We start from the raw sequence: 23,836 nt of genomic DNA on the forward strand, positions 1-23,836 counted from the left end.
ATTAAACGATTTCAGTATAATTTACAATATTCTTACTAGTTTGTCTACAAAAATAAAGAGTAATATAATACAGTTAGAGAATAAAAATGAATCAATGTAGAAAAGGAGATTTACATGAATCACCATACAGCATTATCTAATTATATTCATGCAACAAATACACATCAATTTGATAAAGTACAAAAGCTATTACATCCTAATGCAATTTATTGGTTTTCAAATAAAACATGCAACTCAATGGTTGAGATCCGCAGCTATTTCGAACAAGCATGGCAAACAATAAAAGATGAAGTATATCAAGCCCGGGACATTAAATGGTTGGCAGTGGATGAACGGTCAGCTACTTGTATTTATCGTTATCATTATGAAGGTTATTTCGAAGGAAAGTTCATTCAAGGAAGTGGGCGAGCAACTAATGTATTTATGAAAGATGAGAAGGATGAATGGAAACTTGTCCACGAGCATCTAAGTGGGCAGCATTGATCCGTTCTGAATCCTTCACACCACTTTCGGAAAAGGAGATAAAGAGGAGCTTATTTATGAACAGACTCTAAATATTGTATCCATTCTAATGCTTTGTTCGCATCAACAATCGCATGCTGTAAGGCGATGACTATATGGTCCGATACTGAGACAATATCTTCTTCCTCATTAGGTGTATTAAGGAGAATTAGTATATTTGTGTTTGTTTCACTTACTTGTTTGAACATTCTCAAAATGGAATTGATGGAATAGTGTGCATGACGCAAGCTTCTAATTACGTGAAGTCTTTCAATGTCAATCTCTCTATATTGCCGAACACCTCTTGTGGTCCTAGGGATGGTCACAAGACCATTTCGTTCCCAATTCCTTAGCGTTTCGGGTGTTAAGTCGAGTAACTTTGCAACTTCTAACCGAGAGTAAGTCTGGTTTGAGTTATTCGGAATTTGTTTAAGCCATCTTTCAACGACATCGACTGCACGTACTGCAAATTCAAGCTCTTTTTTTAAAGTATCAATGTATTCAAATGTATAGCTAGTGGCAAGAGAAAATTCTTCACGTCCAGAAGCGTAGACAATCTTTCTCACTCGATTTCGTAGGTCGTTTTGAATGATTTCTGCATGAAAAAGAACTCTTGCAATCTTTAATTGAGTAAGATGAATGCCATTAAAAACCCGATAGCCGTTTTCTTTACGAGGGACGGGGGAGATGAATCCCCATTCCTCATAAATTCTCACAGTATTTGGGTGGACATCTACAAGTCGAGCGATTTCAGTTGTTGAATACATCATAACCCTACTTCCATTTAAAGTATTTTAAGCCTAAACCAACGCCAATCAAGATGCAAAGGCTAAGAATTGAAAGATGCAATAAATGGTCGGTGATTGGTTCACCAATACTGGTTTGTTTTAGTAAATGAATCCCGTGCGAAAGGGGGAGAAGATCCATTACCCGTTGAAAAAAGCTTGGCATAATTTCATAGGGGATAGTCGCCCCTGAAAATAATAGCATCGTAAAATAGGCAATCGAGCTCCAAACATTTGCAGACTTCTGATCTTTTACGATGCTCCCAATAAAGAAGCCAATGCTATACATTGATAGCATAACAAAGCCATATGCTAATAGAAAAGTTGTCCAATCCCCTTTTAAAGAAAAATCAAAGAAAACATGATAGACGAATGTTACACAAATGAAGGAGACAATTGCTGAAGACATTTGAATGATCACTTGTGCAGATAAGATTGCCATTGGTGTAACTGGGGTTACTTGCAATCTTTTTAATATACCTCGATGTCGATAATCAGCGATCGTTAATGGGACACCCATTACACCGGTTGCTAGAATTCCAATCGTGATAATTGCAGAATAAGATGAATCGAAGGGAACCAATCCATCCTCCTTTAATAAGTAGCCAAATAAGAAGGCCATGATGATTGGAAAGAGAATCCCGAAAATAAAAATATCCATTCCTTTCCACACCAACTTAGCTTCGATTTTTAAAAATGTAGCAAATGTTCTCATATCCATTCTTCCACCTCTCCAGCAAAAAATAAGTATGCTTCTTCTAACGTTTCTTTACTACTTTCATGAAGAGCTTCTTCAATTTTTCCTTTAAATACAGTTTTCCCTTCACGCAAAATAATGATCTCATCGCATAATGCTTGTACTTCATCCATGTAATGTGAACTAAGCACGATCGAAAGTCCATTTTTCTTTCTGTTTAGTAACGTCTTCCACAGCATTCTTCTAGCTTTCGTATCTAAACCTGTTGTTAATTCATCTAGAAATACAAGCTTTGGACTATGAATCAATGCCAGCAATACAGCTAGTCGCTGTTTTTCACCACCAGAAAGGGATTTTACAAGTTGTTTCTGCTTATCATGTAATCCAAATGCTATGAATAATTCTGTTAGATCCTCTGTTTCATGATAAAGTGCCTGCCACTGTGCACATGCCTCAAGTACGGTCAACCGATCCTGGAAATTTGTTTCTTGAAACTGCACACCTACTTGTCTAAATACTTTTTTTCGTTCGGTAATGGGGGAGTGCCCGACTAACTTTAGTTCCTTAAAATCACTTGGTAATACACCTAGCATCGCTGAGATTGCGGTTGATTTACCAGCACCGTTCGCTCCTAGTATGCCAATGACAGTCCCTGCTACGAGCTGTAAATTCAGTCTATTTACTGCAATTTTTGTTCCATAAGATACTGATAAATCCTTCACTAATAAGACCATGGAAAGAACCTCCTTAAAATGAGTAGGAGGTTACTATATCAAAAGAATGTTAGGGTGGTGTAATATTGGAGGGTTTTAAAAAAAACTTTATTCCCTTAAAGTAAAGGAGTATAGTATGATTAGAATAATTTTCTGAATTTATAAAAATAAAGGGGGCTTTCTCTTGTTTGGCATTACAAGCTTCAGTGTGTTTTTGTTGGCTGCTATTATTATGAATATAACACCAGGAACGGATACGATGTATATTGTCAGTCGGAGTGTGTCTCAAGGGAAGAAGGCAGGGGTGTATTCGGTATTAGGAATTTCAACTGGAGCTATGATTCATACGTTTATGGCGGCAATCGGATTGTCGATTATTCTTACGACTTCAGTTGTATTGTTCACAATTGTGAAAATCATTGGTGCTGGATACCTCATTTATTTGGGTATTCGAATGTTTATTCAAAAGGATTCAAATTTTGAGGTGTCAGATAAAAAGGCAATTTCATTGAAGAAAGTTTATATGCAGGGGCTGATCACGAACCTAACCAATCCTAAAGTTGCATTATTCTATATTTCACTCCTTCCACAATTTGTATCTGTTAATCATTCATATGGTTCATTGCCATTTATTATCTTAGGAATGACCTATGTCATTACTAGTCTAATTTGGTGTTTACTTCTTGCGAATTTTGCATCTTTTACAACAAGAAAATTAAGAAATCATCCAAAAGTAGATTACTATCTTAATAAAGCAACTGGTATTGTATTTATTGGATTAGGGATCAATATAATGCAATCAAAAAGTCCAACATAAAACCCAAGATCACTCTTGGGTTTTAATCGTTTATTCTTTTGTTACATGAATTTCGTTAAATCGTTTTTGGTACCAATCATAAAACAATTGAGCGAATGTATAAGGGACAGTATCGATTCCTGAATGTCGGACCGGCTGAGAACGATTAATCATATGCACATTCGCTAACCCCAACATTCGTAAGACAGGTCCTCGTGTGACCCCTACCTCTAAGACCTTATCTCTTCGGGTTATAAATGTAACAGTTTGCAAGCTTCCTGATTTAAATTGAACAAATTGATCGTGTAAGAGATAACCACTGTTCTTATAATCTAAGATTCTTAGAATAAGAGTCGATATAAATAAGATGATCGATAACAGCCACCACGGGATACCAAATCCTAAGAAATCAGGTTTAAAGTAATATAAGGCTCCTGTTGCAATGATCCAAAACCAGTATGGTTGTATAAGACGTGCCATCAATGCGTTCCGATTTAACTTATGCATATCTTCTTTAACTTCGTATTCTGGCAAGAGCTCTGTAATAAGTCGGTAAGCATCGTTAATTGGCAGAAACGGAAACAGAGAGCTTGTTTCCAGTGAATTGTCATCATCTGTACTTGTTTGTCCAGCACTTGTTAGTTTAACTTCTGCAATTCTAAGTAATCGTTTTATAAGAGATTGTGAGATCTCAACTGCCTGAACTTTATCCTTAGATATGGAGAAATGGGTTTCATCAAGTACTCCTCGAGAAATATAGATTCGTTCATCATCAGACGAAATTTGGTAGTTTCCATATTTGATGAATGTACGAATAAGACCAAAAATTGCAGAAGCCACAATAAGGAAAAGCACAATGATTGAAGTGATGACCCATGAGCTTAATACAAATTGAATGATCCCTTCAGCTTCTTTTTCTACATTGTACACATCATTTACTGAGTAAAAAAGTGAACCTAATACAGGAATGAGCACTAGGAAACTTAGTGATGTCACCGATGCTTTAACAATATCTTTTCTGCTTGCGGTAAAATGAATTGTTTTTGATGGAAGAGCTTGCTCTTCTTCCACCATCGATTCTACCTTCAGTTCGTTCAATACTTCCTCTTTATGGCCCATGACCATTTTTTCAAAGTTCTCAGCTTCTTCTTTTGTAAGGACACCGAATTTAATTGTTCCATCCTCTCCGGAAATCCCTGTTTCGAATTGAATCGATGTTTGACGTAATAATCGGTGCATAAGGCTTGTGTTACGGTTTACATTTTGAATTTTCGAGAAGGGAACGGTGCGTTTCTTCTGAACGAATACACCTTCTTGCAAATAAAAGGAATGGTCATCATACCAATACTTTTTTGTAAACCAACTGACGATTGTATAAAGAATGATTAAACCAAAAATGACGAGAAAGGCAATTCTAGCGTAAAACACCCAAGTAGCGTCTGAACGATTAATGATGAATAAAAAGAGAAAAATGAAAAAAGATCCACGAACTAAACCCCATAGATCAAAAATAATGGTTAACGGTGAATATCGTTTTGGGCTCATCATTCATCCACTTCCTTAATTTTTGCGAAGTGAGCAATTCTGTTTCTTAATTCGATTGCGACTTCCTTTGGCAGCTGAGGAATACTATGACTAGATCCCATTGTTTCAATCTTTAAAGAATAAAGGTTATATTTGCGTTGCAACGGTCCCTGATTTGTTGCTACAGATTGGATTTTTGTCATCGGGATTAACTGATGTTCTTCAATAATAGCACCTTTTTTTATTTGTAAAAATTCTTCGTCTGCATCGTATCGGAAGTTTTTGTACAACAGGAAGGGTTGAATTGCAATTGACCAAATGGCCATTGGTACAGAAATAACGACTAGCCCGATTAATACCCACCAGACCCAATCCCACCAAGAGAAGTGGTGAGTTAAAAACAATAATATACCAAGTGTGACAAAGGAAATTATATTTGAAATGACCTCACCTACGACCATTACTTTTATACTTTCCTTTGTTAAGCGTTGTGTTGGAACAGAAAGATGTACATCCATTTTGTAACTCTCCTTAAGTATTTAATGTCTAATTTTGTATACGATTGAAAGAAGTAGAAGTTTCATACTTTCATAGTATACTAAAAACAGGTAATAATAGGGAGGTGAATCGTATAAACAGTATATCTGAAACAGAAATGATTCGATTGATCAAGGAAGATGCAAATAAGAATAAGCGATCTATTATTGGGATTGATGGTTTTAGTAGGGCAGGGAAGACAACATTTTCAAAAAACATATTTAAGCATTTAGAGGCTGATGGACTACAAACGCGGCTTTTTCATCTCGATGATCATATCGTAAAACGTCAAGAACGATACAATACTGGCTACGAACAATGGTATGAATATTTTTATCTGCAGTGGAAGGTGACACAATTAAAAGAGCAATTGTTTCACCAATTGCAATGGGCGAGTGATTTTACGTTAGCATATTACGATAGAGAAAAAGACAGCTATACAGAGAAAGATGTTTATCTTCCAGAACATTGCGTCATCGTAATTGAAGGGGTGTTTTTGCAGAGAGCAGAGTGGAGACCGTATTTAGAAACAGTTTTTTTTGTAGATACAAATAAAGAAACACGTATGAATCGAGAAGCAGAAGCAATTGCTGAGCAATACAATAAATTCACGGAACGCTACTGGAAAGCGGAGGAATATTATTTAAAGCGCTTTAATCCGATTAATTCCGCTGATTACATATTGAAGGGGTAAGAAGGGTGTAACTAATTAAAGATGCAGTTGGTGAAATTGAAGTTGTCGAAAAATTAAAAGAACAAGGTTGGACTTCTACTGTAAGTAAAGTTGTCACAAGCAGAGGGGAATATTTTTTAAAAGAAGCAACAGAACCACGTTATCGACAATGGCTCAAAAGAGAAGCAGATGTTTTACAGCGATTAAGTCATTAAACCGAAATACGGGTTCCAAACATTATTGGTTTTTATGAAGAGAAGCATCGATCGTCTTTAATCACTTCATATGAGGAAGGTTGTTCATTAACAACAGCATTAAATGACACAAATTCAGATGTAGAAAAGGAGAATCTCGTTCGATCATTTGGCTCCTATTTACATAAATTGCATGCGACGAGGATTCCGGGGAAGTTTCGTACTCAAGAAAACTGGATTGATTGTCAATTAGTACTTGCTGAGCAGTATTTACATGAAGGTGGCACCGATGGGAGTGTGAATTTATTAGAGCATTTGAATGAAAACCGGCCATCAACTATAGAACCAACGATGATTCATGGTGATTGTACGACAGATAATGTGTTTGTAAAAAATGGAACCGTCTCTTTATGGATCGATTGTGGGTTTATGACAGTAGGTGATCCGCGCTATGATGTAGCGTTAGCGATCAGGAAACTTAGAAAAGAAGAGAAGCTTTACGCTGCTTTTTTTGAAGGCTATAAACATTTAAGTTTAAAGGATGAAGAGTTTCAATATTTTGCTGAAGGGCTATATGAATTTTTTTGAAGAGGTATACATATGAGAAATGAGACGGAAATGATTAATGTAATCACCAAGATTGCGAATGGTGATGAGCGTATTCGAGCTGTGTACATGAATGGCTCCAGAACGAATTCAAAAGTGCCAAAAGATATTTTTCAAGATTATGATATTGTTTTTGTAGTGACCGAAATAGCTTCCTTTTTAAATGAGCAAAACTGGCTAGACCTATTTGGAGATCGATTGATGATACAAGAACCAGATTACAATGATTTTGGACCGGTTCAGCCAAAGTGTTTTGATGAATCGTATAGTTTTCTCATGCTGTTTACAGATGGTAATAGAATCGATTTACATTTGGAAACAATCAAGAAGATGAAGCTAGAATATGGGAAAGATAAACTGACGCTTTCATTAATTGATAAAGACGAAATTCTCCCAGCAATTCCACTGCCAACAGATGAAGATTATTATGTAAAAGAGCCTTCTATCCACGAGTACAATAGCTACGCGAATAACTTTTGGTGGTGCCTGCAAAATGTTGCGAAAGGCCTTTGGCGTGATGAACTTCCATACTCAAAATCAATGTTTGAATATCCAGTTAGGGAAGCACTAGATCAAATGATCGATTGGTGGATCGGCATGCACTATGATTTTCAAATATCAACAGGGAAACTAGGGAAATGTATGAGCAAACATACTCTAACCATAACCAGAACGAAATATGGGAATCAATCTTTGTAACTTGTGACTTATTTAGAAGAGTAGCAAAGGCTGTCGCAGAACGCTTCGATTTTAACTACCCAATCGAGGATGATCGAAATATGACGACATACTTAAAACAAGTACGTAGTTTGAAATCAGATGCAAGGGAGATCTTTAAATCATAGAAAAAATCAAGGAAAGGAATTTTCCTTGATTTTTCTAGATTTTGAAGGGTATCTAGCCAGGATTTCGTATTTTTCTAACAATAATCCGATTTTATCTAGATGTACTTCAAAATTATCTAGCAAAATTACAAGTAGAGCTTAAACTTAACTAGTCTTTTCGTCAAGAATTCGTTAAGTGTTTAAGTTAATTCATCTTTATCGTTACTCTTTTAGTTGTCAATTTGAAGATGATTGTAAAAATACATCCAATTACGATCGAGGTGAGAATGGCGAGCGGACCAACGGATGCTTGATTAGCAAATGCATAAATTGGATCGTTAAGTGCTTCTCCCCATACATAGTCTTGAAGAGATAAAAGACCTATAGCAACAAGTATATAGAGCATACCTCCAAAGAATTTATATCGCATAAATCCAGCACTAATCGCCCAGCCTGCTGTGAAATATACGAAAATTGTTAGCGCATAAATAAGAGTCATTGAAATGGATGGTGCTTGTGTTATATTATCATTCACTCCAAGGAAATATTCGACTACTCCAATCAGATAAGCAATGCTCATTATCATTATTGAAATAATAGAGGCTGATATACTCTGTGCATTAAAATAATCTTTTCTTGTATAACCAAATCGAACAAATTGAGGCAAATAGAAGAGTGCAGTGACAATACCTATCACCAACATAAAGATTTTAGAGGGTTGATACAAAAAGTACAAGAAAGATATTTCACTAAGATACTCTTCACTAAATTGAAAATTGCCTTCGATTACTCTCATAACGATGTAGCCAATCACAATGAAAAAATAGCACCATAATGCCCAGCCCATAAGCGTTGTAGATAAATATCGATTTAGTTTAAGTGTGTTATGCATCTAAAATTTCCTCCTTACTAGTCAAATGTATGAATAAATCTTGGAGAGAAACAGAACTAATTTCTAGGTTTAGATGCTTCGCTTCTATTAGTTGCTCATCTGATAGTCTGCCGAAAATTGTGATCGCTTTTGTTCCACCTAATTGTTGCTCATTAATAACATGGAGTTCACTTGCAAATGCATCTACATTTGCTTTTGCTCCAACGACCGTTGAGCCTTGATTTGCAAGCTCATCCGCCTTTTCTTGAAGTAGAATTTTTCCATTATGAAGGATAATCACTTCTTCAAATAAATAATCCATTTCTGAAACAAGATGTGTTGATAAAATCATTGTTCTTGGATAGCGTTCATGTTCTTCGAGAATCTCTCGATAAAATAGTTCACGTGTCGGAGCGTCCATTCCGTTATAGGCTTCATCAAAAATTGTAATTGGGGCACGACTTGCCAATCCGATGATGACATTCAATGCAGACTTTTGTCCTGTTGACAAGCTGCTCAATTTTTTATTTATCGGTAGCTTGAATTTTTCAGCCAATTTATGCGCATAGTCAAGGTCGAATCCTTTTCTAAGTTTGGATGCTTCTTTAAATAATTTTTTGACCTTGTCTGGGTCATCTTCATAACTCTTAAAATAAACAAACGCTACTTTTTCCATAGCATTCGCATTTTCAAAAGGCAATTCGCCACCGATCGTTAATTCGCCTGAACTAGGCTCTTGAAAAGATGCCAGGCAGGAGAGCAAGGTAGATTTTCCTGCACCATTCCGACCAATTAATCCATATATTTTTCCGAATGGAAGCGAAGCATTTATATTTGATAAAGCGTGCCTCTTTTTAAAGGACTTACTTACATTTACTAACTGTATATCACAATTCATTTGAGTTCACTCCTTATTTCATTGATCATCTGAATCATTTCATCATCAGAAATGCCAAGCTTTATAGCTTCTTTTACTAATGGAACAACATATTCTTCTGAGAATCCACGTTTTCTCTCAACAATTAATTTTTCTTTTGCTCCTTCTGCAACAAACATCCCGACTCCTCTTTTCTTATAAATAATCTCAGCATCTACGAGCAAATGAATGCCTTTAGTTATTGTGAGGTGATTAATTTTATAAAAGCTAACCATCTGAGTTGTTGAAGGAATCTGCTCATGCTCTTGTAATTGTCCATTTACAATTTGATCTTCAATTAATTCTTTTACTTGAAGAAACAAGGGCTTTTTATCATCTAACAAATAAAATGCACCACCTTCCAAATCTTTTTTCTTATATAGTTATATGGTTATATAGTTATGTATATAACCATAATTCATCTTATTCACTTTGTCAATAAAATGACTACCTATTTTTGGTTTAAAATAGATCAATACGAGTAAATGTGGAAACAGTAAATATAAAATATCAAATGCAAAAGACGAAAAAAGAAAAAAGTTTTCAAATAAAAGCTATTGACTATGATAATCATTATCAACTATAATCCAATTGTGATGATAATAATTCTCAATCTTTAGATGATGAATTCATCTATTTTTTATAACAATTAATGAGAATGATAATCATTTAATTTTAAAACGTAGAGGAGGAAGACTTTTTTATTTAAAATTAACTGAGAATGATAATCAATATAGAAGGAGGAACAATGTTTGAAGAAAAAAATATGTTTCGTTGCACTCATGTTTGTCGTACTTTTTGTGGCAGTTATGCCTACAGCATCTGCTAACCTAGCAGACGGTACATACAATATTCAATATTCGGTGATAAAGCCAGATAGTGGATCAGCATCAATGGCTGACGGATATTTTGCAAAACCTGCTAAATTAACCGTGAAAAATGGAAGCATCACTGCACAATTAACATTAACAAGCGATATGATAAAGGCGTTCCAAGTGGAATCGAAAGGGTCATTAAAAGATGTAACAACCGTTTCAAAGAGTGGTGAGCAATCTGTTGTTCAATTCGCATTAGATGGAATTAGTCAGCCTTCACAAGGAAAAATTCACGTTGTGGCAGATGCATCGTATGACCACTGGTATACCATTCGTTTATCATTCAATGAATCTAGTTTGAACTTAATCGAAGCAGCAAACACCAATTCTAACGGAAATAATTCAAATACGAACAATACAAATACTACAAACAATGAAGGAACAAACTCAAGTAACCAAGTGGAAAATCCACCTACAAGTGATCAATTATCATTATTTATGTTAATCACAGTACTTATATTGTCAGGGTTATATCTATTCCGAAACAAGTTATTACCAAAAAGGGGTTAAGTTTATGAAGAAAATTCAATCTAGCTTTTTTATTTGTCTAATCGTACTCTTTAGCTTCGTACAACACTTAACACCTTTAACGGCTAAAGCTGATGAAGGATTGCAAAATGGTGTGTACACAATTAATTACGACGTTACTTATAATGGAACTCCAGCACCAGAAGCATGGGCAGGTTACTTCTCTAAACCAGCTACTTTAACTGTTAAAGATGGAAAGAACCTTATTTCATTTAATCTTGGTGCAAGCCATGTAATCCAAAAATTCCAAGTGGAACGAAATGGAAATTACGAGGATGTAACAGTATTAGAGGAAAATGCCGAAAATGGCACAAAGAAAATTGAATTTGAAACTCTTTCATTAGAAACAGTCAATGTCCAAATGAATATGTCTTACGGAATGAATCATGAACTTCAACTAAACTTTGATAAATCTTCACTGAAAATTGTTGAGTTGGAAGAAGTAGTACAACCTGAACCAGAGCCACAACCTGAACCAGAACCTCAACCACAGCCGTCAATAGAGGATGGGAACTACTCAATTAATTTTAACATTTTAAATAATGGAGCACCTACTTCAAGTTGGGATTCTTTCTTTGAAAGACCAACTAGATTAGTTGTTGAAAATGGTCAACCATTCATTTACTTAACTATTGGTTCTAGTGACGTGATCACTGGTCTTGAGACAGATGTGAATGGAGCTACTCAGAAAGCGGCAGTCGTTTCAGAGGATACGGAAGCTAAAAAGAAAGAATACAAGTTTGCAATTGATAGTTTAGTAAAGCCAACGATGATTCATCTACATATGCAATACAGACCAGGTGCTGACCCTGTAACACGTTCAGTAGAGTTGCAATTCACTGTTGACACTATTGAAGAGGTGGAATTAGAGGAAACTCCAGAAACTCCAATTGAGACTCCAAATCAAGATGGTATTTTGGATGGAGAATACACACTTCCACTTTCAGTTTTAGGCGTTGATTCTGACACTGAATCAGCCTTTGCAAAGTATTTCTCTAGCAATGGATTGTTAGTAGTAGAAGAAGGCATTTATACATTAAAACTGACACAAGCAATGGGGCTTTCAACACTTGGCGCAATCCAGTTAAATTTAAAAGGTGTGAAAACACCGTTTGCTGAAGAAAGTCGTGATGCTGCAAATGATTCAAGAGTTTTAAGCTTAAACGTACCAACTCTACAATCAGAATATATTGCTGATATTGAAGCAATTGGTGCACCACATGCTTATCCAGTACGATTTGTCTTTGATTTATCAAGCTTAGAATTTGAAGAAGATGGTGGAGATGGAACAACACCACCGACTACAAATCCTCAGCCGCCAACAACTGTTGAACCACCAGTTGAGCAACCAATGGATGATGCAGAAGACCGCGAAGACTTTGATCGTGATGGAGATCAAGGCGCTACTGAAAATGAAACAACAAAAGTTCAAAACGCAAAAACCAACGATGCTATTAACTTAATGGATGTCATCGTATATAGCTTATTAGTTGGATTGTCTGGGTTCTATTTATTCAAACGTATGAGAGAAAAACGTACACTTACAGAATAATAGTAGAAAAGGGTACAATCACTTTTTATAGGTGATTGTATCCATATTATTGGAGGTAATATGAAGAAGCAATTTTTGATCATGTTTTTACTGATCATCTGTGCAGGGTGCACATCCAATCAAAATGAAACAGAAGGAATGAGCGAGCCTTTAGAAGAGGAATCAACACAAAAAGTGGTTGCAACGACACATGCCATTATGGAAATCATGGATGCACTGAACCTAGAACTAGTTGGTATTCCGACAACTGGATTCAATATTCCTGAAGCATATAAAGATGTCACGCCAGTTGGAAATCCAATGAGCCCTGATATGGAACTAATTCGGACACTACAACCTGATGAAGTCTTGTCTGTTACAACATTGGAATATGATTTAAATGATGCCTTTGAACAGGCAGGGTTAGAGACAACTTATTTAAACTTACAAGGTGTGGAGGAAATGCTTACAACGATTTCGAGTATCGGTGATCATTATAATCGAAATGAAGAAGCAAATGCTCTTGTTACAGAAATCGAATCGTCATTAGAAGAGGTTGCAAAACAAGCAGGGTCATTCGGTTCCCCTAGAGTACTCATATTACTAGGTATACCTGGTAGCTACTTAGTAGCAACAAGTCAATCTTACGTAGGGAGTTTAGTAGAGTTGGCAGGTGGTGTTAATACAATAGAAGGCTTCCAAGAGGAATACATCTCTGCGAACACTGAATACTTACACGAGGCCGATGCAGACATCATCATTAGATTATCTCACGGAATGCCAGAAGAAGTTATCGAAATGTTCCAAAATGAATTCGAGACAAACGATATTTGGAAGCATTTTAAAGCCGTGAAAAATGGTCATGTTTATGATGTGAAAGAGCCCCAATTTGCGACAACTGCCAATTTATATATTGGCGAAGCTGTGAAGGAGCTGGCAAGAATTTTTGCCGAAGCGAATGGACAATAAAAATGAAGGAAGAAATACGGTGAACAAAAAAATCTTATCTTTTTCAATCGTCATCATTGCTTTATTGCTCATGATTGGCTATTCAGCATTGTCTGGAAGTGTATCTGTCTCTGTAAAAGAACTGATAAGCGGTTTCATTCAAGGTGGGAATGACAAAGTAGACGTCGTTGTCGATCTCAGGTTTCCACGAATGATTGTCGCATTATTTGCAGGGGCAGCATTATCAGTTGCAGGTGTTTTGTTTCAATCAGTCATGCGTAACCCTTTAGCTGATGCAGGTGTCATCGGGATCTCAGCTGGAGCAAGCTTCTTTACTTTATTTGGTTTATTATTTTTACCTAGTTTTTACATGAGCGGTCCATTGTTTGGATTTATTGGAGGTAGCATCTCTTGCTTTCTCGTCTATTCCTTATCGTGGAAATCTGGATTGAATCCGCTAAGAATCATTCTAACAGGGATCGCTGTTAGTGCGATGTTTACAGGGTTACGTGAAGCAATGCTGATGATATGTAGCTATTTTAATATTTCAGTAGGAGCATCAAATGCGTCGAACTTAACAATGAAGACATGGAATGATGTTGAGGTCATTACAACCTATGGAATCATTGGATTAATCCTTGCCTTCATTGTTGCTACATCATGTAATGTTCTTGTTTTGCAAGATAGAAAAGTAAAAAACCTGGGAGTAAATGTCACATTATTAAGAGTGATAATCTCTGCTATCGCTGTTTTATTAGCGGCCGTTTCAACGGCTGTTGCAGGGGTGATAATCTTTGTTGGTCTCTTAATTCCACATATTGCGAGATTGCTAGTAGGGACAGATCATCGCGTGTTGATTCCTTTTTCAGCACTTGCTGGTGCCTTGCTTATTTTAACCGCAGATACGCTAGGAAGAACGATGATTGCTCCGTTAGAAATTCCAGCATCTACGATTATGGCGGTCATTGGCGGACCATTTTTAATATTCCTATTAAGAAAGAGTGATAAAGTCAATGGAGTTTGATTCAATTACGTTCTCATATGATAAAAGAAAACCGTTGCTACAATCGAATACGGGGTCCATTGAAAAAGAGAAGATTACGACGATCATTGGACCAAATGGATGTGGCAAATCAACTTTGCTGTCGCTTTTATCAAAAGGAGAAGCAGTTCAAGAAGGTACGATTACATTGGACGGTCGTGATCTGAATCGAATGACAGCAAAGGAATTTGCGAGAAAGCTTTCAATTGTCCATCAGCAAAATATTGGGCCACAAGATTTAACTGTAAGAAAGCTTGTTGAATTTGGAAGATTGCCATATAAGAAGCCACTGCAACAACAAACTGCAGAAGATGGAGAGGCAGTGGAGTGGGCATTATTAATGACAAATTTACAAGAAAAAAAGTTGCGGAAGTTAGATGAGCTATCTGGAGGAGAGAGACAACGGGTATGGATTGCCATGTCATTAGCGCAGAAAACAGAAATGCTATTTCTTGATGAGCCGACGACTTATCTAGATCTTTATTATCAACTAGAACTTCTTGAGTTAATTCGTAAGTTGAACAAGGAACATAAAATGACAATCTGTATGGTGCTTCATGATCTAAACCAAGCAATGAAGTATAGTGACAACTTAATTGTGATGAAAGATGGGCAAATAAAAGCACAGGGATCACCACAAAACATAATCTCAGCAGAGCTTATAAAAGAGGTTTACGGTGTTGAATGCACAATTGAACGTAACGCTCAGTTTGGATCTTATTTGCTTCCAATAGGAGTATAAATATGAAGAAATTTATTCAACGAATCTTCACAATAGTTGCATTAGCAGTCTTCATCTATGCGGGTGGAAAGCTTGGTTTTATTGTGTATGAATATATTGAAAACCGGCAAACTCTTGGAGAATTACAAGATGTTTATTATGAACAAAGCCATGGAACTTCCAATGAAACACCGAATGCGATTCGCCCCCAATTTGAGCGATTATTAAACATTAACGAAGACATTGTTGGCTGGATTACGATTGAAGATACAGCGGTTGATTATCCGATCTTACAAGCAAATAACAATGAGTTTTACTTGCATCGGAACTACAAAAAGAAAGATACACGAGCAGGAAGTATCTTTATGGACTACAGAAATGATGTATCACATATTGAGGACCGGAACATCATTCTATATGGTCATCAAATGAAAGATGGTTCGATGTTCGGTCAATTAAAGAAGTACATGGACGAAGATTTTTTCACACAGCATGATACGATCTACTACGACACGCTATACGAAGGCTATGATCTTGAAGTGTTTTCGGTCTATCAAACGACAACAGACTTCTATTACATCGAAACAAATTTTGAATCAGATCATCAATTCCAATCATTTGTAAATGAACTAGGGGATAGGTCGCTATACGAATCAGAGATTGTGATTGAGCCAGGTGATCGCATTGTGACTTTATCAACATGTGATTCAACATTACATCGTGATCATGGTCGGTTAGTTGTACATGCAAAATTAGTTGAAAGGGGAGTAAATGGATGAAAAAACATAATCAAAAATGGCTTCTCGGGATACTCCTGATTTTCGTGTTGACTGGTTGTCAAAAAGCAGCTTCGGAAGAAGTTGAACAGAGTGACCTAAAACTAAAAATCACTGATTTCGCTGATCGGACGGTTTCATTCACTGATGTACCAGAGCGAGTTGTTGCTCTTGGTAACGGTGACGTTGATTTACTTTATGCATTAGGTGTTGAGGTTATAGGTAGGCCTACATCAGAACCAACAATTTCTGCGATTGAGAAGGCAGAACAAGTCGGTCCCACACATGAATTAAATTTTGAAAAGATTGCATTGCTTCAACCAGATGTTGTGTTGGCAAACAGCGGAATGAACCTAAAGGATGTGCCAACACTTGAAGGGTTAGGTACAAGTGTCGTCTTAACTCATGCAAACTCGATCAAAGATATTTTAGCGCAAATTGAATTGTATGGAGAAATGCTTGAAAAAGAGCAGCAGGCTAAGGAATTAGTAGAAGAATTAACGAAAGAGCTTGACGTAGTACAAGAGGAAATGCAAAGAGAAGCACCAAGAGTACTTCTCGTATATGGAGCTCCAGGCACATTTATGGCGGCATTGCCTCATTCATTAAGCGGTGACATTCTTACTTATGCAGGTGGAACAAACATTGCAGAGGATTATCCTGCATTGGAAAAGTTTCCACAGTATGCGCAGATCAATACAGAAAGAATCATTGAATCAGATCCTGACTTTGTATTTTTAATGACACATGGAAATGCAGATGAAGTACGAGCAAGTTTCATTCGTGAAATGGAGCAAAATGCAGCCTGGAATTCTATAAGTGCAGTAGAAGAAGGAAGAATCCATGTTCTACCTGCTGAGCTTTTTGGAACGAATCCAGGTACGAAGGTTATAGAGGCAGTTCGCTTTTTAGCGAATGAATTACGTTTGGAGTGACATAGACTTGGCTAAGGATAGCACGAGGAAGATATTAAGTACAACATTGATTTTGCTCACCCTGTTTATTTTGTCCCTGTTTGTCGGAATCTTTAGTGGGGCAGCTTCCATCTCGATTGCTGATTTACTTCGTGATGGGGCAACTGTTCAACAGAAGATTATGCTCGACTTACGCTTGCCACGTGTGCTAATTGGTGCTTTAGTAGGCGCATGTTTAGCAACTGCGGGTGCTTTATTGCAAGGTGTAATGAAAAATCCGTTAGCGGATCCTGGGATCATTGGGGTCTCAGCTGGTGGAGGTTTAGCAGCTGTTATTACGATGCTTGCTCTTCCTCAATATGGATACTTGTTGCCGGTCACTGCCTTTGTTGGTGCATTTGCAACAACAATGATTATTTATTTGTTTGCATGGGATCGAGGAGCATCACCTGTGAAGATCATTTTAGCTGGGGTTGCGATTAATGCTTTACTAGGTGCAATCATGAATGGCGTGATGGTCATCTATAGTGAAAGGGTTCAATCAGTTTTGTCATGGCTATCAGGAGGATTGAATGGGAGAAGCTGGTATCACCTTGAGTTTATGCTTCCATATGCAGCTGTAGGGCTCACCCTTTCTTTCTTTGCGATAAAATCTACAAATCTTCTTATGTTAGGAGATGAATCTGCAAAGATATTAGGAAAGAATGTTGAAATGATTCGCCTTATGATCATTATGCTTGCAGCATTACTTGCTGGAACTGCTGTAAGTGTTGGTGGACTAATTGGCTTCGTTGGCTTAGTTGTTCCACATATGATGCGTTTAATCATTGGTGATGACTATCGATACTTATTGCCATTATCAATGGTTGGCGGGGCAACTCTAGTTGTGTTTGCTGATGCAGTTGCTAGAACGGCATTCGATCCAATTGAATTGCCAGTTGGTATTCTTCTAGCATGCTTAGGGGCACCATTTTTCTTATATCTTTTAAGAAAGAAGAGGTGGTTACATTGATAGAAGTCCAAGATGTTCACTATAAGCAAGGTGCATTTCAATTTAATAAGTTGTCCCTTTCGATTCAACCTGAAAAAATCACTGGCATTGTTGGTCCAAATGGATCAGGTAAATCAACTTTACTCAAAGTGATTTCTAAATTAGTAGATCCAGAATCGGGACAGATTGCATTATATGACAAAAACATAAAGCGGATGAAACGGAATGAGTTAGCAAAGGAAATGACGATGCTCGTTCAGTTAAAGGAAGGGATGCCGAATTTACCTGTAAAGGACATCATTGCATATGGGAGAACACCGCATAAGAAACGAATGCAATCCTTTAATGAGAAAGATGATGAAGTCATCAATTGGGCAATGGAAGAGACGAATTTACTTCCTTTGCAGGAGCGATCTTATGCGACATTATCAGGTGGGGAAAAGCAGCGGGTTCGCATTGCAATGGCACTCTGTCAAAAAACAAAGATTCTCTTATTAGATGAACCAACGAGCTTTCTTGATATTGGTCATCAGTACCATCTTATGGATTTAATTAAAAGACTAAACGAAAAGTATCGGATGACGATTGTCGTTGTGTTACATGAGTTACCGTTTGCTGCTACATACTGTGATGAACTGATTGTGATGAATCGGGGAGCAATTTATGAGCAAGGATCACCAAAAAAAGTACTTACATCAAACTTATTAAAAGAAGTATATCACTTGAATGCATCTGTCCGATTTGATGGCGATCATTCATTTATCATACCAATTAAGGAGGAAAAAACATGTATATTGTAACAAATACGGTTCATTTAAAAACAGGCTTTGGAGAGCAATTCATTGAGAGATTTAATAAGGTAGGGAAAATTGAAGGGATGAAAGGTTTTCTTGGGCTTGAGGTTATGCTTACTGAAAACACAAAAGAATATGAAGAGGTGACAATCGTTACACGCTGGGAAAGCCCAGAAGGCTTTAAAGGATGGACATCAAGTGATGCTTTTAAAGAAGCACATGCACATAGAGGTGGACTGCCTGATTTTATGATTAAAAACAAAACATCATTCTATCAAGTAAAGGTTAGAAGAAAGCCTTTATCTGAACAAAAAGTAGTTTAATATGAACTAACAAGTGCTGGCTTATGCCGGCATTTGTGTATATGAAGAGATCTAGGACTCCATTTTTTCCTTTATATTAGAAAAAAGCTGCTTATAGCATTATACTATAAGTTAACGTTCTGTATTCTTAAGGAAGAGAGTGTTTTATGCAAGCATGGAATGAAGCTTTTTTTTATGATATTTATCGCTTAAATACAACATTTGAATTTTTAAATCCACTAATAGTTTTTTACACGAAATATGGGGTGTACTTTTTAGCAGGTTATTTACTCTATTTATGGTTTAGTAGAAAATATGATTCACGCGAGCTGGTGATTAAAAGCAGTATGGTTTTTGTTTTAACCTATACTGTTACACAGCTTGTAAAACGACTTCATCATAATTTACAGCCATTTCATGAATTGGTGAATGTGGAACCTCTGATTGATAAAGCGATAAACAATTCTTTTCCAAGTGATCATACGGCGTTGTTCTTTGCTTTTTGTATATCCTTCTGGCTAGCTAATCGTAAGAGAGTATATTGGTTGTTTTTTGCATTTCTCATGGGACTATCACGTATTTGGGTTGGTGTGCATTACCCATTAGATGTTCTGGTAGCAGCAATTATTGCATCCATAATCGCTATATTAATTCATCTTCTATTCAAGAAGCTAACATGGCAAAATAAATTAATTTTAAAAATTCACCAAGTAGAAAATAATTATATGGAACGAAAATAGGGGATTCAGTCAATTGACTGAATCCTTATTACGTTAATAAAGAAAGAACAACTTCTGTTCATTCTAACTACTAAGTAACTGGTGTTGGTTCTTATTTGGACAGATGAATGAATACAGGTCATATTATTAATTTTTGCAAGATAAATATGAATTTCTATTTATTTATTTTGCAAAGAATTAAAGACGTTAGTGTACTAAGAAAAGAAAGAGCAATTACAATCATCGCAGTTAATCCATATATTATCTTCGCCCATCCAATATCATCTGTTATGATTGCATAAACAAAAAAGCTTATTGAAAGTGAAGAAATGATTATAGCGGGTAGTAAAAATGTGAATCGTTTCCGTTGTTTTATAAAAATTAAATAACTACTTGGTAAGACGATAGCTATTGTAATTAGTGAAACAATTAGAAAAAATAACATTAAGACACCTCCATGTTTAGTATAGACAGTTAAAAAGCGGTTGTCATTTTCATTTTTAGAATATGTGATAGGAAAGCAATTACTCTATTTGACTATTATTGTTGATAGTGAATTAACTACTACTAATTCACTCCCAGATAAACAATCAGTATAAAAACCCAAATGTTCACAAAGTTAGCCCTCTTGTATCTCATCATGAATTGAAACGTTTAGTAGCCTCTGTATAAATGTAGCCTCGAGTTACTTACCTTACTAAATTATCTAAACAGCCATATTAAAACAATAATCTACCTTCTTCCTGAATTTTTACTTTGTACAGTTCTCGTAGCCTCACTTTAGCATTCTCAAGAATACAAACTATATAAAATTTAAATAGTTACCAATGTTTAAATGCTTTTTGAAGTTTATTTTCAAGAAGCATTATTTTTTGTGGTGTTTGTTGTGTAAAAACATCAATTTAATTCATTTTTTGTAATTTGTGATCAATGCCTATTCCAAGTGATTAAAAGATGAATAGTGTATTAGAACGATACATAAACCAATTCTTAATGTAAGGAGCACAAAACATGAATGATCTCCCTTTCAATCTGCAAGGTTTATCTCGTCAAGAATTAATAAACTATTTATACAGCGTAATTCCAAATGATCCAAGTTCACGTGCTGCACTAAACACATTAAGTAAGGATGATTTGAGAGAATTAATTGTTGAACTTTATAAGCCTAATCAAGCTAAGTCAGTCAATAGACCATCAATTATGTCTTTGAAAATGAATAATCAATCATTAGAGATGAAACGGATTTGGGATATAGTGTGCAATTGTATGATTCCTGGAATAACTGGCCCAACAGGTCCAACCGGAGCTACAGGAATACAGGGAGTAACGGGCCCAACCGGAGCAACGGGAATACAGGGTGTAACGGGTCCAACGGGAGCCACGGGAATACAGGGAGTAACGGGTCCAACGGGAGCAACGGGAATACAGGGAGTAACGGGCCCGACTGGAGCTACCGGTATACAGGGTATAACGGGTCCAACCGGAGCGACGGGACTACAAGGAGTAACGGGAGTTCAGGGTGAAACAGGTCCAACCGGTGCGACAGGAGTTCAAGGAGTAACGGGCTCGACTGGAGCGACAGGAGTTCAGGGTGAAACAGGTCCAACCGGAGCGACAGGAATACAGGGTGAAACAGGTCCAACCGGAGCGACAGGAGTTCAAGGAGTGACCGGTCCAACGGGTGCGACCGGAATACAGGGTGTAACGGGCTCGACTGGAGCGACAGGGATTCAAGGAGTAACCGGTCCAACGGGTGCGACCGGAATACAGGGCGAAACGGGTCCAACGGGAGCGACCGGAATACAGGGCGAAACGGGTCCAACGGGAGCGACCGGAATACAGGGTGTAACGGGACCAACAGGAACAACGGGAGTTCAGGGTGAAACAGGTCCAACAGGTCCAACAGGAGCTGCCGGAATACAGGGTATAACGGGTCCTACAGGAGCTACAGGAATCCAAGGAGTAACGGGTCCAACAGGAGCGACCGGAATACAAGGAGTGACCGGTCCAACAGGAGCGACCGGAATACAGGGTGTAACGGGAGTAACGGGCCCAACCGGTGCGACGGGACTACAAGGAGTAACGGGTCCAACAGGAGCAACGGGAATACAGGGTGTAACGGGAGCAACGGGAATACAGGGTGTAACGGGTCCTACAGGAGCTACAGGAGTTCAGGGTGTAACGGGCCCAACCGGAGTGATGGGAATACAGGGTGTAACGGGAGCGACGGGAATACAGGGTGTAACGGGAGCGACGGGATTCCAAGGAGTAACCGGCCCGACTGGAGCTACAGGAATTCAAGGCATTACCGGTCCAACGGGAGCTACAGGAATCCAAGGAGTAACGGGTCCAACTGGAGCTACCGGAATACAAGGAGTAACGGGTCCAACAGGAGCGACAGGAATTCAAGGAGTAACGGGCCCGACTGGAGCGACAGGAGTTCAGGGTGAAACAGGTCCAACTGGTGCGACGGGAGTTCAGGGTGAAACAGGTCCAACGGGAGCTACAGGAATACAAGGAGTAACAGGCCCAACCGGAGCAACGGGAATACAGGGTGTAACGGGAGCAACCGGTCCAACCGGAGCAACGGGAATACAGGGAGTAACGGGAGCGACCGGAATACAGGGTATAACGGGTCCAACGGGAGCAACCGGAATACAGGGTGAAACAGGTCCAACCGGAGCGACAGGAGTTCAAGGAGTAACGGGTCCAACTGGAGCGACAGGAGTTCAGGGTGTAACAGGTCCAACCGGAGCGACAGGAGTTCAAGGAGTAACGGGTCCAACTGGAGCGACCGGAATACAGGGTGAAACGGGTCCAACTGGAGCGACCGGAATACAGGGTGTAACGGGACCAACAGGAACAACGGGAGTTCAGGGTGAAACAGGTCCAACAGGAGCTGCCGGAATACAGGGTATAACGGGTCCTACAGGAGCAACGGGAATCCAAGGAGTAACGGGTCCAACGGGAGCGACAGGAATTCAAGGAGCAACAGGTCCAACCGGAGCAACGGGAATACAGGGTATAACGGGCCCGACTGGAGCCACTGGAATCCAAGGAGTGACCGGCCCAACCGGTGCGACGGGAGTTCAGGGTGAAACAGGTCCAACGGGAGCGACAGGAATACAAGGAGTGGCCGGCCCGACTGGAGCCACCGGAATCCAAGGAGTAACCGGCCCGACTGGAGCTACAGGAATTCAAGGCATTACCGGTCCAACGGGAGCTACAGGAATCCAAGGAGTAACGGGCCCGACTGGAGCGACAGGGATTCAAGGAGTAACCGGCCCGACTGGAGCCACCGGAATCCAAGGAGTAACGGGTCCAACGGGAGCGACAGGAGTTCAGGGTGTAACAGGTCCAACTGGTGCAACGGGAATCCAAGGAGTAACGGGCCCGACGGGAGCAGCCGGAATCCAAGGAGTAACGGGTCCAACGGGAGCGACAGGAGTTCAGGGTGAAACAGGTCCAACGGGAGCAACAGGAGTTCAAGGAGTAACGGGTCCAACCGGAGCGACCGGAATACAAGGAGTAACCGGTCCAACGGGAGCGACAGGAGTTCAAGGAGTAACGGGTCCAACGGGAGCGACCGGAATACAGGGTATAACGGGTCCAACGGGAGCGACTGGAATCCAAGGAGTAACCGGCCCGACGGGAGCGACTGGAATACAAGGAGTAACAGGCCCGACTGGAGCGACAGGGATTCAAGGAGTAACCGGCCCGACTGGAGCCACCGGAATCCAAGGAGTAACGGGTCCAACGGGAGCGACAGGAGTTCAGGGTGTAACAGGTCCAACTGGTGCAACGGGAATCCAAGGAGTAACGGGCCCGACGGGAGCAGCCGGAATCCAAGGAGTAACGGGTCCAACGGGAGCGACAGGAGTTCAGGGTGAAACAGGTCCAACGGGAGCAACGGGAATCCAAGGATTAACCGGCCCAACAGGAGCGACAGGAATACAGGGTGAAGCGGGTCCAACGGGAGCGACAGGAGTTCAAGGAGTAACGGGTCCAACCGGAGCGACCGGAATACAAGGAGTAACCGGTCCAACGGGAGCGACAGG

At 38.8% G+C, this 23,836-nt stretch carries 24 protein-coding genes and 1 pseudogene; 17 read left to right on the forward strand and 8 right to left on the reverse strand.

Annotated elements, in window-relative coordinates; all coding sequences use genetic code 11:
* The first annotated feature begins 114 nt into the window (after positions 1 to 114).
* Positions 115 to 483 (forward strand): YybH family protein, encoded by a 369-nt coding sequence (locus tag AC6F34_RS10235; RefSeq protein ID WP_500771685.1) that lies wholly within the window; start codon positions 115 to 117, stop codon positions 481 to 483.
* Positions 484 to 533: 50 nt separating this feature from the next.
* On the opposite strand, the gene AC6F34_RS10240 is transcribed toward AC6F34_RS10235, so the two are convergent.
* Genes AC6F34_RS10240 through AC6F34_RS10250 form a run of 3 tightly spaced genes read right to left on the reverse strand, consistent with a single transcriptional unit; the run spans position 534 to position 2,717 of the window.
* Complete coding sequence (locus AC6F34_RS10240; protein WP_500771687.1) at positions 534 to 1,271, reverse strand: MerR family transcriptional regulator; 738 nt, start codon at positions 1,269 to 1,271, stop codon at positions 534 to 536.
* Positions 1,272 to 1,275: 4 nt separating this feature from the next.
* Entirely contained in the window at positions 1,276 to 2,001 is a 726-nt protein-coding gene (locus AC6F34_RS10245; protein ID WP_500771689.1) for an ABC transporter permease, read from the reverse strand.
* Positions 1,998 to 2,717, reverse strand: a complete 720-nt coding sequence (locus tag AC6F34_RS10250; protein WP_500771691.1) for an ABC transporter ATP-binding protein — start codon at positions 2,715 to 2,717, stop codon at positions 1,998 to 2,000. The genes AC6F34_RS10245 and AC6F34_RS10250 overlap by 4 nt, the downstream gene beginning before the upstream one ends.
* A 163-nt stretch (positions 2,718 to 2,880) precedes the next feature.
* On the opposite strand from AC6F34_RS10250, the gene AC6F34_RS10255 reads away from it, so the two are divergent.
* The gene (locus AC6F34_RS10255) at positions 2,881 to 3,513 is read left to right on the forward strand and encodes a LysE family translocator (protein WP_500771693.1); all 633 of its coding nucleotides are present in this window, start codon (positions 2,881 to 2,883) and stop codon (positions 3,511 to 3,513) included.
* A gap of 30 nt (positions 3,514 to 3,543) precedes the next feature.
* On the opposite strand, the gene AC6F34_RS10260 is transcribed toward AC6F34_RS10255, so the two are convergent.
* Both AC6F34_RS10260 and AC6F34_RS10265 read right to left on the reverse strand, forming a co-directional pair.
* Positions 3,544 to 5,040, reverse strand: a complete 1,497-nt coding sequence (locus tag AC6F34_RS10260; RefSeq protein WP_500771695.1) for a PH domain-containing protein — start codon at positions 5,038 to 5,040, stop codon at positions 3,544 to 3,546.
* Positions 5,037 to 5,534, reverse strand: coding sequence for a PH domain-containing protein (locus AC6F34_RS10265; RefSeq protein ID WP_500771697.1), 498 nt, complete (start codon positions 5,532 to 5,534; stop codon positions 5,037 to 5,039). The genes AC6F34_RS10260 and AC6F34_RS10265 overlap by 4 nt, the downstream gene beginning before the upstream one ends.
* 104 nt (positions 5,535 to 5,638) lie before the next feature.
* Between AC6F34_RS10265 and AC6F34_RS10270 the strand changes: the two genes are divergently transcribed.
* From AC6F34_RS10270 to AC6F34_RS10280, 3 genes and pseudogenes are all read left to right on the forward strand, one after another.
* Complete coding sequence (locus AC6F34_RS10270) at positions 5,639 to 6,247, forward strand: kinase (RefSeq protein ID WP_500771699.1); 609 nt, start codon at positions 5,639 to 5,641, stop codon at positions 6,245 to 6,247.
* A gap of 215 nt (positions 6,248 to 6,462) precedes the next feature.
* Positions 6,463 to 7,008: a phosphotransferase family protein gene (locus tag AC6F34_RS10275; RefSeq protein ID WP_500771752.1), complete on the forward strand. Its 546-nt coding sequence runs from the start codon at positions 6,463 to 6,465 to the stop codon at positions 7,006 to 7,008.
* Between the two features lie 30 nt (positions 7,009 to 7,038).
* Positions 7,039 to 7,871, forward strand: a pseudogene (locus AC6F34_RS10280) (aminoglycoside 6-adenylyltransferase).
* A 184-nt stretch (positions 7,872 to 8,055) separates the two neighbouring features.
* Here the strand turns inward: AC6F34_RS10280 and AC6F34_RS10285 are convergent.
* From AC6F34_RS10285 to AC6F34_RS10295, 3 genes are read right to left on the reverse strand one after another with little or no spacing between them, the layout of a single operon-like run.
* The gene (locus AC6F34_RS10285; protein WP_500771701.1) at positions 8,056 to 8,742 is read right to left on the reverse strand and encodes a hypothetical protein; all 687 of its coding nucleotides are present in this window, start codon (positions 8,740 to 8,742) and stop codon (positions 8,056 to 8,058) included.
* Positions 8,735 to 9,619 (reverse strand): ATP-binding cassette domain-containing protein, encoded by an 885-nt coding sequence (locus AC6F34_RS10290; protein ID WP_500771703.1) that lies wholly within the window; start codon positions 9,617 to 9,619, stop codon positions 8,735 to 8,737. The genes AC6F34_RS10285 and AC6F34_RS10290 overlap by 8 nt, the downstream gene beginning before the upstream one ends.
* On the reverse strand, positions 9,616 to 9,981 hold the full coding sequence (locus AC6F34_RS10295) for a GntR family transcriptional regulator (RefSeq protein WP_500771705.1): 366 nt from the start codon (positions 9,979 to 9,981) through the stop codon (positions 9,616 to 9,618). The genes AC6F34_RS10290 and AC6F34_RS10295 overlap by 4 nt, the downstream gene beginning before the upstream one ends.
* 408 nt (positions 9,982 to 10,389) lie before the next feature.
* On the opposite strand from AC6F34_RS10295, the gene AC6F34_RS10300 reads away from it, so the two are divergent.
* From AC6F34_RS10300 to AC6F34_RS10355, 12 genes are all read left to right on the forward strand, one after another.
* Positions 10,390 to 11,022, forward strand: coding sequence for an NEAT domain-containing protein (locus AC6F34_RS10300; protein WP_500771707.1), 633 nt, complete (start codon positions 10,390 to 10,392; stop codon positions 11,020 to 11,022).
* Positions 11,023 to 11,026: 4 nt separating this feature from the next.
* Positions 11,027 to 12,592 (forward strand): NEAT domain-containing protein, encoded by a 1,566-nt coding sequence (locus AC6F34_RS10305; protein WP_500771709.1) that lies wholly within the window; start codon positions 11,027 to 11,029, stop codon positions 12,590 to 12,592.
* Positions 12,593 to 12,652: 60 nt separating this feature from the next.
* Positions 12,653 to 13,540, forward strand: a complete 888-nt coding sequence (gene isdE, locus AC6F34_RS10310) for a heme ABC transporter substrate-binding protein IsdE (RefSeq protein ID WP_500771711.1) — start codon at positions 12,653 to 12,655, stop codon at positions 13,538 to 13,540.
* Positions 13,541 to 13,559: 19 nt separating this feature from the next.
* Positions 13,560 to 14,543 carry a FecCD family ABC transporter permease gene (locus tag AC6F34_RS10315; RefSeq protein ID WP_500771714.1) on the forward strand — a complete coding sequence of 328 codons (984 nt, stop codon included), beginning with the start codon at positions 13,560 to 13,562 and terminating at the stop codon, positions 14,541 to 14,543.
* Entirely contained in the window at positions 14,533 to 15,303 is a 771-nt protein-coding gene (locus tag AC6F34_RS10320) for an ABC transporter ATP-binding protein (RefSeq protein WP_500771716.1), read from the forward strand. Before AC6F34_RS10315 ends, AC6F34_RS10320 begins: the two co-directional genes overlap by 11 nt.
* Positions 15,300 to 16,061 carry a class B sortase gene (gene srtB / locus AC6F34_RS10325; RefSeq protein ID WP_500771754.1) on the forward strand — a complete coding sequence of 254 codons (762 nt, stop codon included), beginning with the start codon at positions 15,300 to 15,302 and terminating at the stop codon, positions 16,059 to 16,061. Before AC6F34_RS10320 ends, srtB begins: the two co-directional genes overlap by 4 nt.
* Complete coding sequence (locus tag AC6F34_RS10330) at positions 16,058 to 16,993, forward strand: ABC transporter substrate-binding protein (protein WP_500771718.1); 936 nt, start codon at positions 16,058 to 16,060, stop codon at positions 16,991 to 16,993. Before srtB ends, AC6F34_RS10330 begins: the two co-directional genes overlap by 4 nt.
* A gap of 7 nt (positions 16,994 to 17,000) precedes the next feature.
* Positions 17,001 to 17,984, forward strand: a complete 984-nt coding sequence (locus tag AC6F34_RS10335) for a FecCD family ABC transporter permease (RefSeq protein ID WP_500771720.1) — start codon at positions 17,001 to 17,003, stop codon at positions 17,982 to 17,984.
* Positions 17,981 to 18,763, forward strand: a complete 783-nt coding sequence (locus tag AC6F34_RS10340) for an ABC transporter ATP-binding protein (protein WP_500771722.1) — start codon at positions 17,981 to 17,983, stop codon at positions 18,761 to 18,763. Before AC6F34_RS10335 ends, AC6F34_RS10340 begins: the two co-directional genes overlap by 4 nt.
* Positions 18,751 to 19,080 carry a heme oxygenase gene (gene isdG / locus AC6F34_RS10345; protein WP_500771724.1) on the forward strand — a complete coding sequence of 110 codons (330 nt, stop codon included), beginning with the start codon at positions 18,751 to 18,753 and terminating at the stop codon, positions 19,078 to 19,080. Before AC6F34_RS10340 ends, isdG begins: the two co-directional genes overlap by 13 nt.
* 146 nt (positions 19,081 to 19,226) lie before the next feature.
* Positions 19,227 to 19,799: an undecaprenyl-diphosphatase gene (locus tag AC6F34_RS10350; protein WP_500771726.1), complete on the forward strand. Its 573-nt coding sequence runs from the start codon at positions 19,227 to 19,229 to the stop codon at positions 19,797 to 19,799.
* Positions 19,800 to 20,789: 990 nt separating this feature from the next.
* Positions 20,790 to 23,836: beta strand repeat-containing protein (locus AC6F34_RS10355; protein ID WP_500771728.1), on the forward strand; the 3,047-nt coding region annotated here is incomplete at its 3' end.

It is taken from the genome of Niallia sp. CD-39 (assembly GCF_059874745.1).

Bases quoted from the DNA above. Each gene is read 5' to 3' on its own strand.
- AC6F34_RS10235 (WP_500771685.1), top strand. From the start codon at position 115: ATGAATCACCATACAGCATTATCTAATTATATTCATGCAACAAATACA.
- AC6F34_RS10240 (WP_500771687.1), bottom strand. From the start codon at position 1,271: ATGATGTATTCAACAACTGAAATCGCTCGACTTGTAGATGTCCACCCA.
- AC6F34_RS10245 (WP_500771689.1), bottom strand. From the start codon at position 2,001: ATGAGAACATTTGCTACATTTTTAAAAATCGAAGCTAAGTTGGTGTGG.
- AC6F34_RS10250 (WP_500771691.1), bottom strand. From the start codon at position 2,717: ATGGTCTTATTAGTGAAGGATTTATCAGTATCTTATGGAACAAAAATT.
- AC6F34_RS10260 (WP_500771695.1), bottom strand. From the start codon at position 5,040: ATGATGAGCCCAAAACGATATTCACCGTTAACCATTATTTTTGATCTA.
- AC6F34_RS10265 (WP_500771697.1), bottom strand. From the start codon at position 5,534: ATGGATGTACATCTTTCTGTTCCAACACAACGCTTAACAAAGGAAAGT.
- AC6F34_RS10285 (WP_500771701.1), bottom strand. From the start codon at position 8,742: ATGCATAACACACTTAAACTAAATCGATATTTATCTACAACGCTTATG.
- AC6F34_RS10290 (WP_500771703.1), bottom strand. From the start codon at position 9,619: ATGAATTGTGATATACAGTTAGTAAATGTAAGTAAGTCCTTTAAAAAG.
- AC6F34_RS10305 (WP_500771709.1), top strand. From the start codon at position 11,027: ATGAAGAAAATTCAATCTAGCTTTTTTATTTGTCTAATCGTACTCTTT.
- isdE (WP_500771711.1), top strand. From the start codon at position 12,653: ATGAAGAAGCAATTTTTGATCATGTTTTTACTGATCATCTGTGCAGGG.
- AC6F34_RS10320 (WP_500771716.1), top strand. From the start codon at position 14,533: ATGGAGTTTGATTCAATTACGTTCTCATATGATAAAAGAAAACCGTTG.
- AC6F34_RS10330 (WP_500771718.1), top strand. From the start codon at position 16,058: ATGAAAAAACATAATCAAAAATGGCTTCTCGGGATACTCCTGATTTTC.
- isdG (WP_500771724.1), top strand. From the start codon at position 18,751: ATGTATATTGTAACAAATACGGTTCATTTAAAAACAGGCTTTGGAGAG.
- AC6F34_RS10350 (WP_500771726.1), top strand. From the start codon at position 19,227: ATGCAAGCATGGAATGAAGCTTTTTTTTATGATATTTATCGCTTAAAT.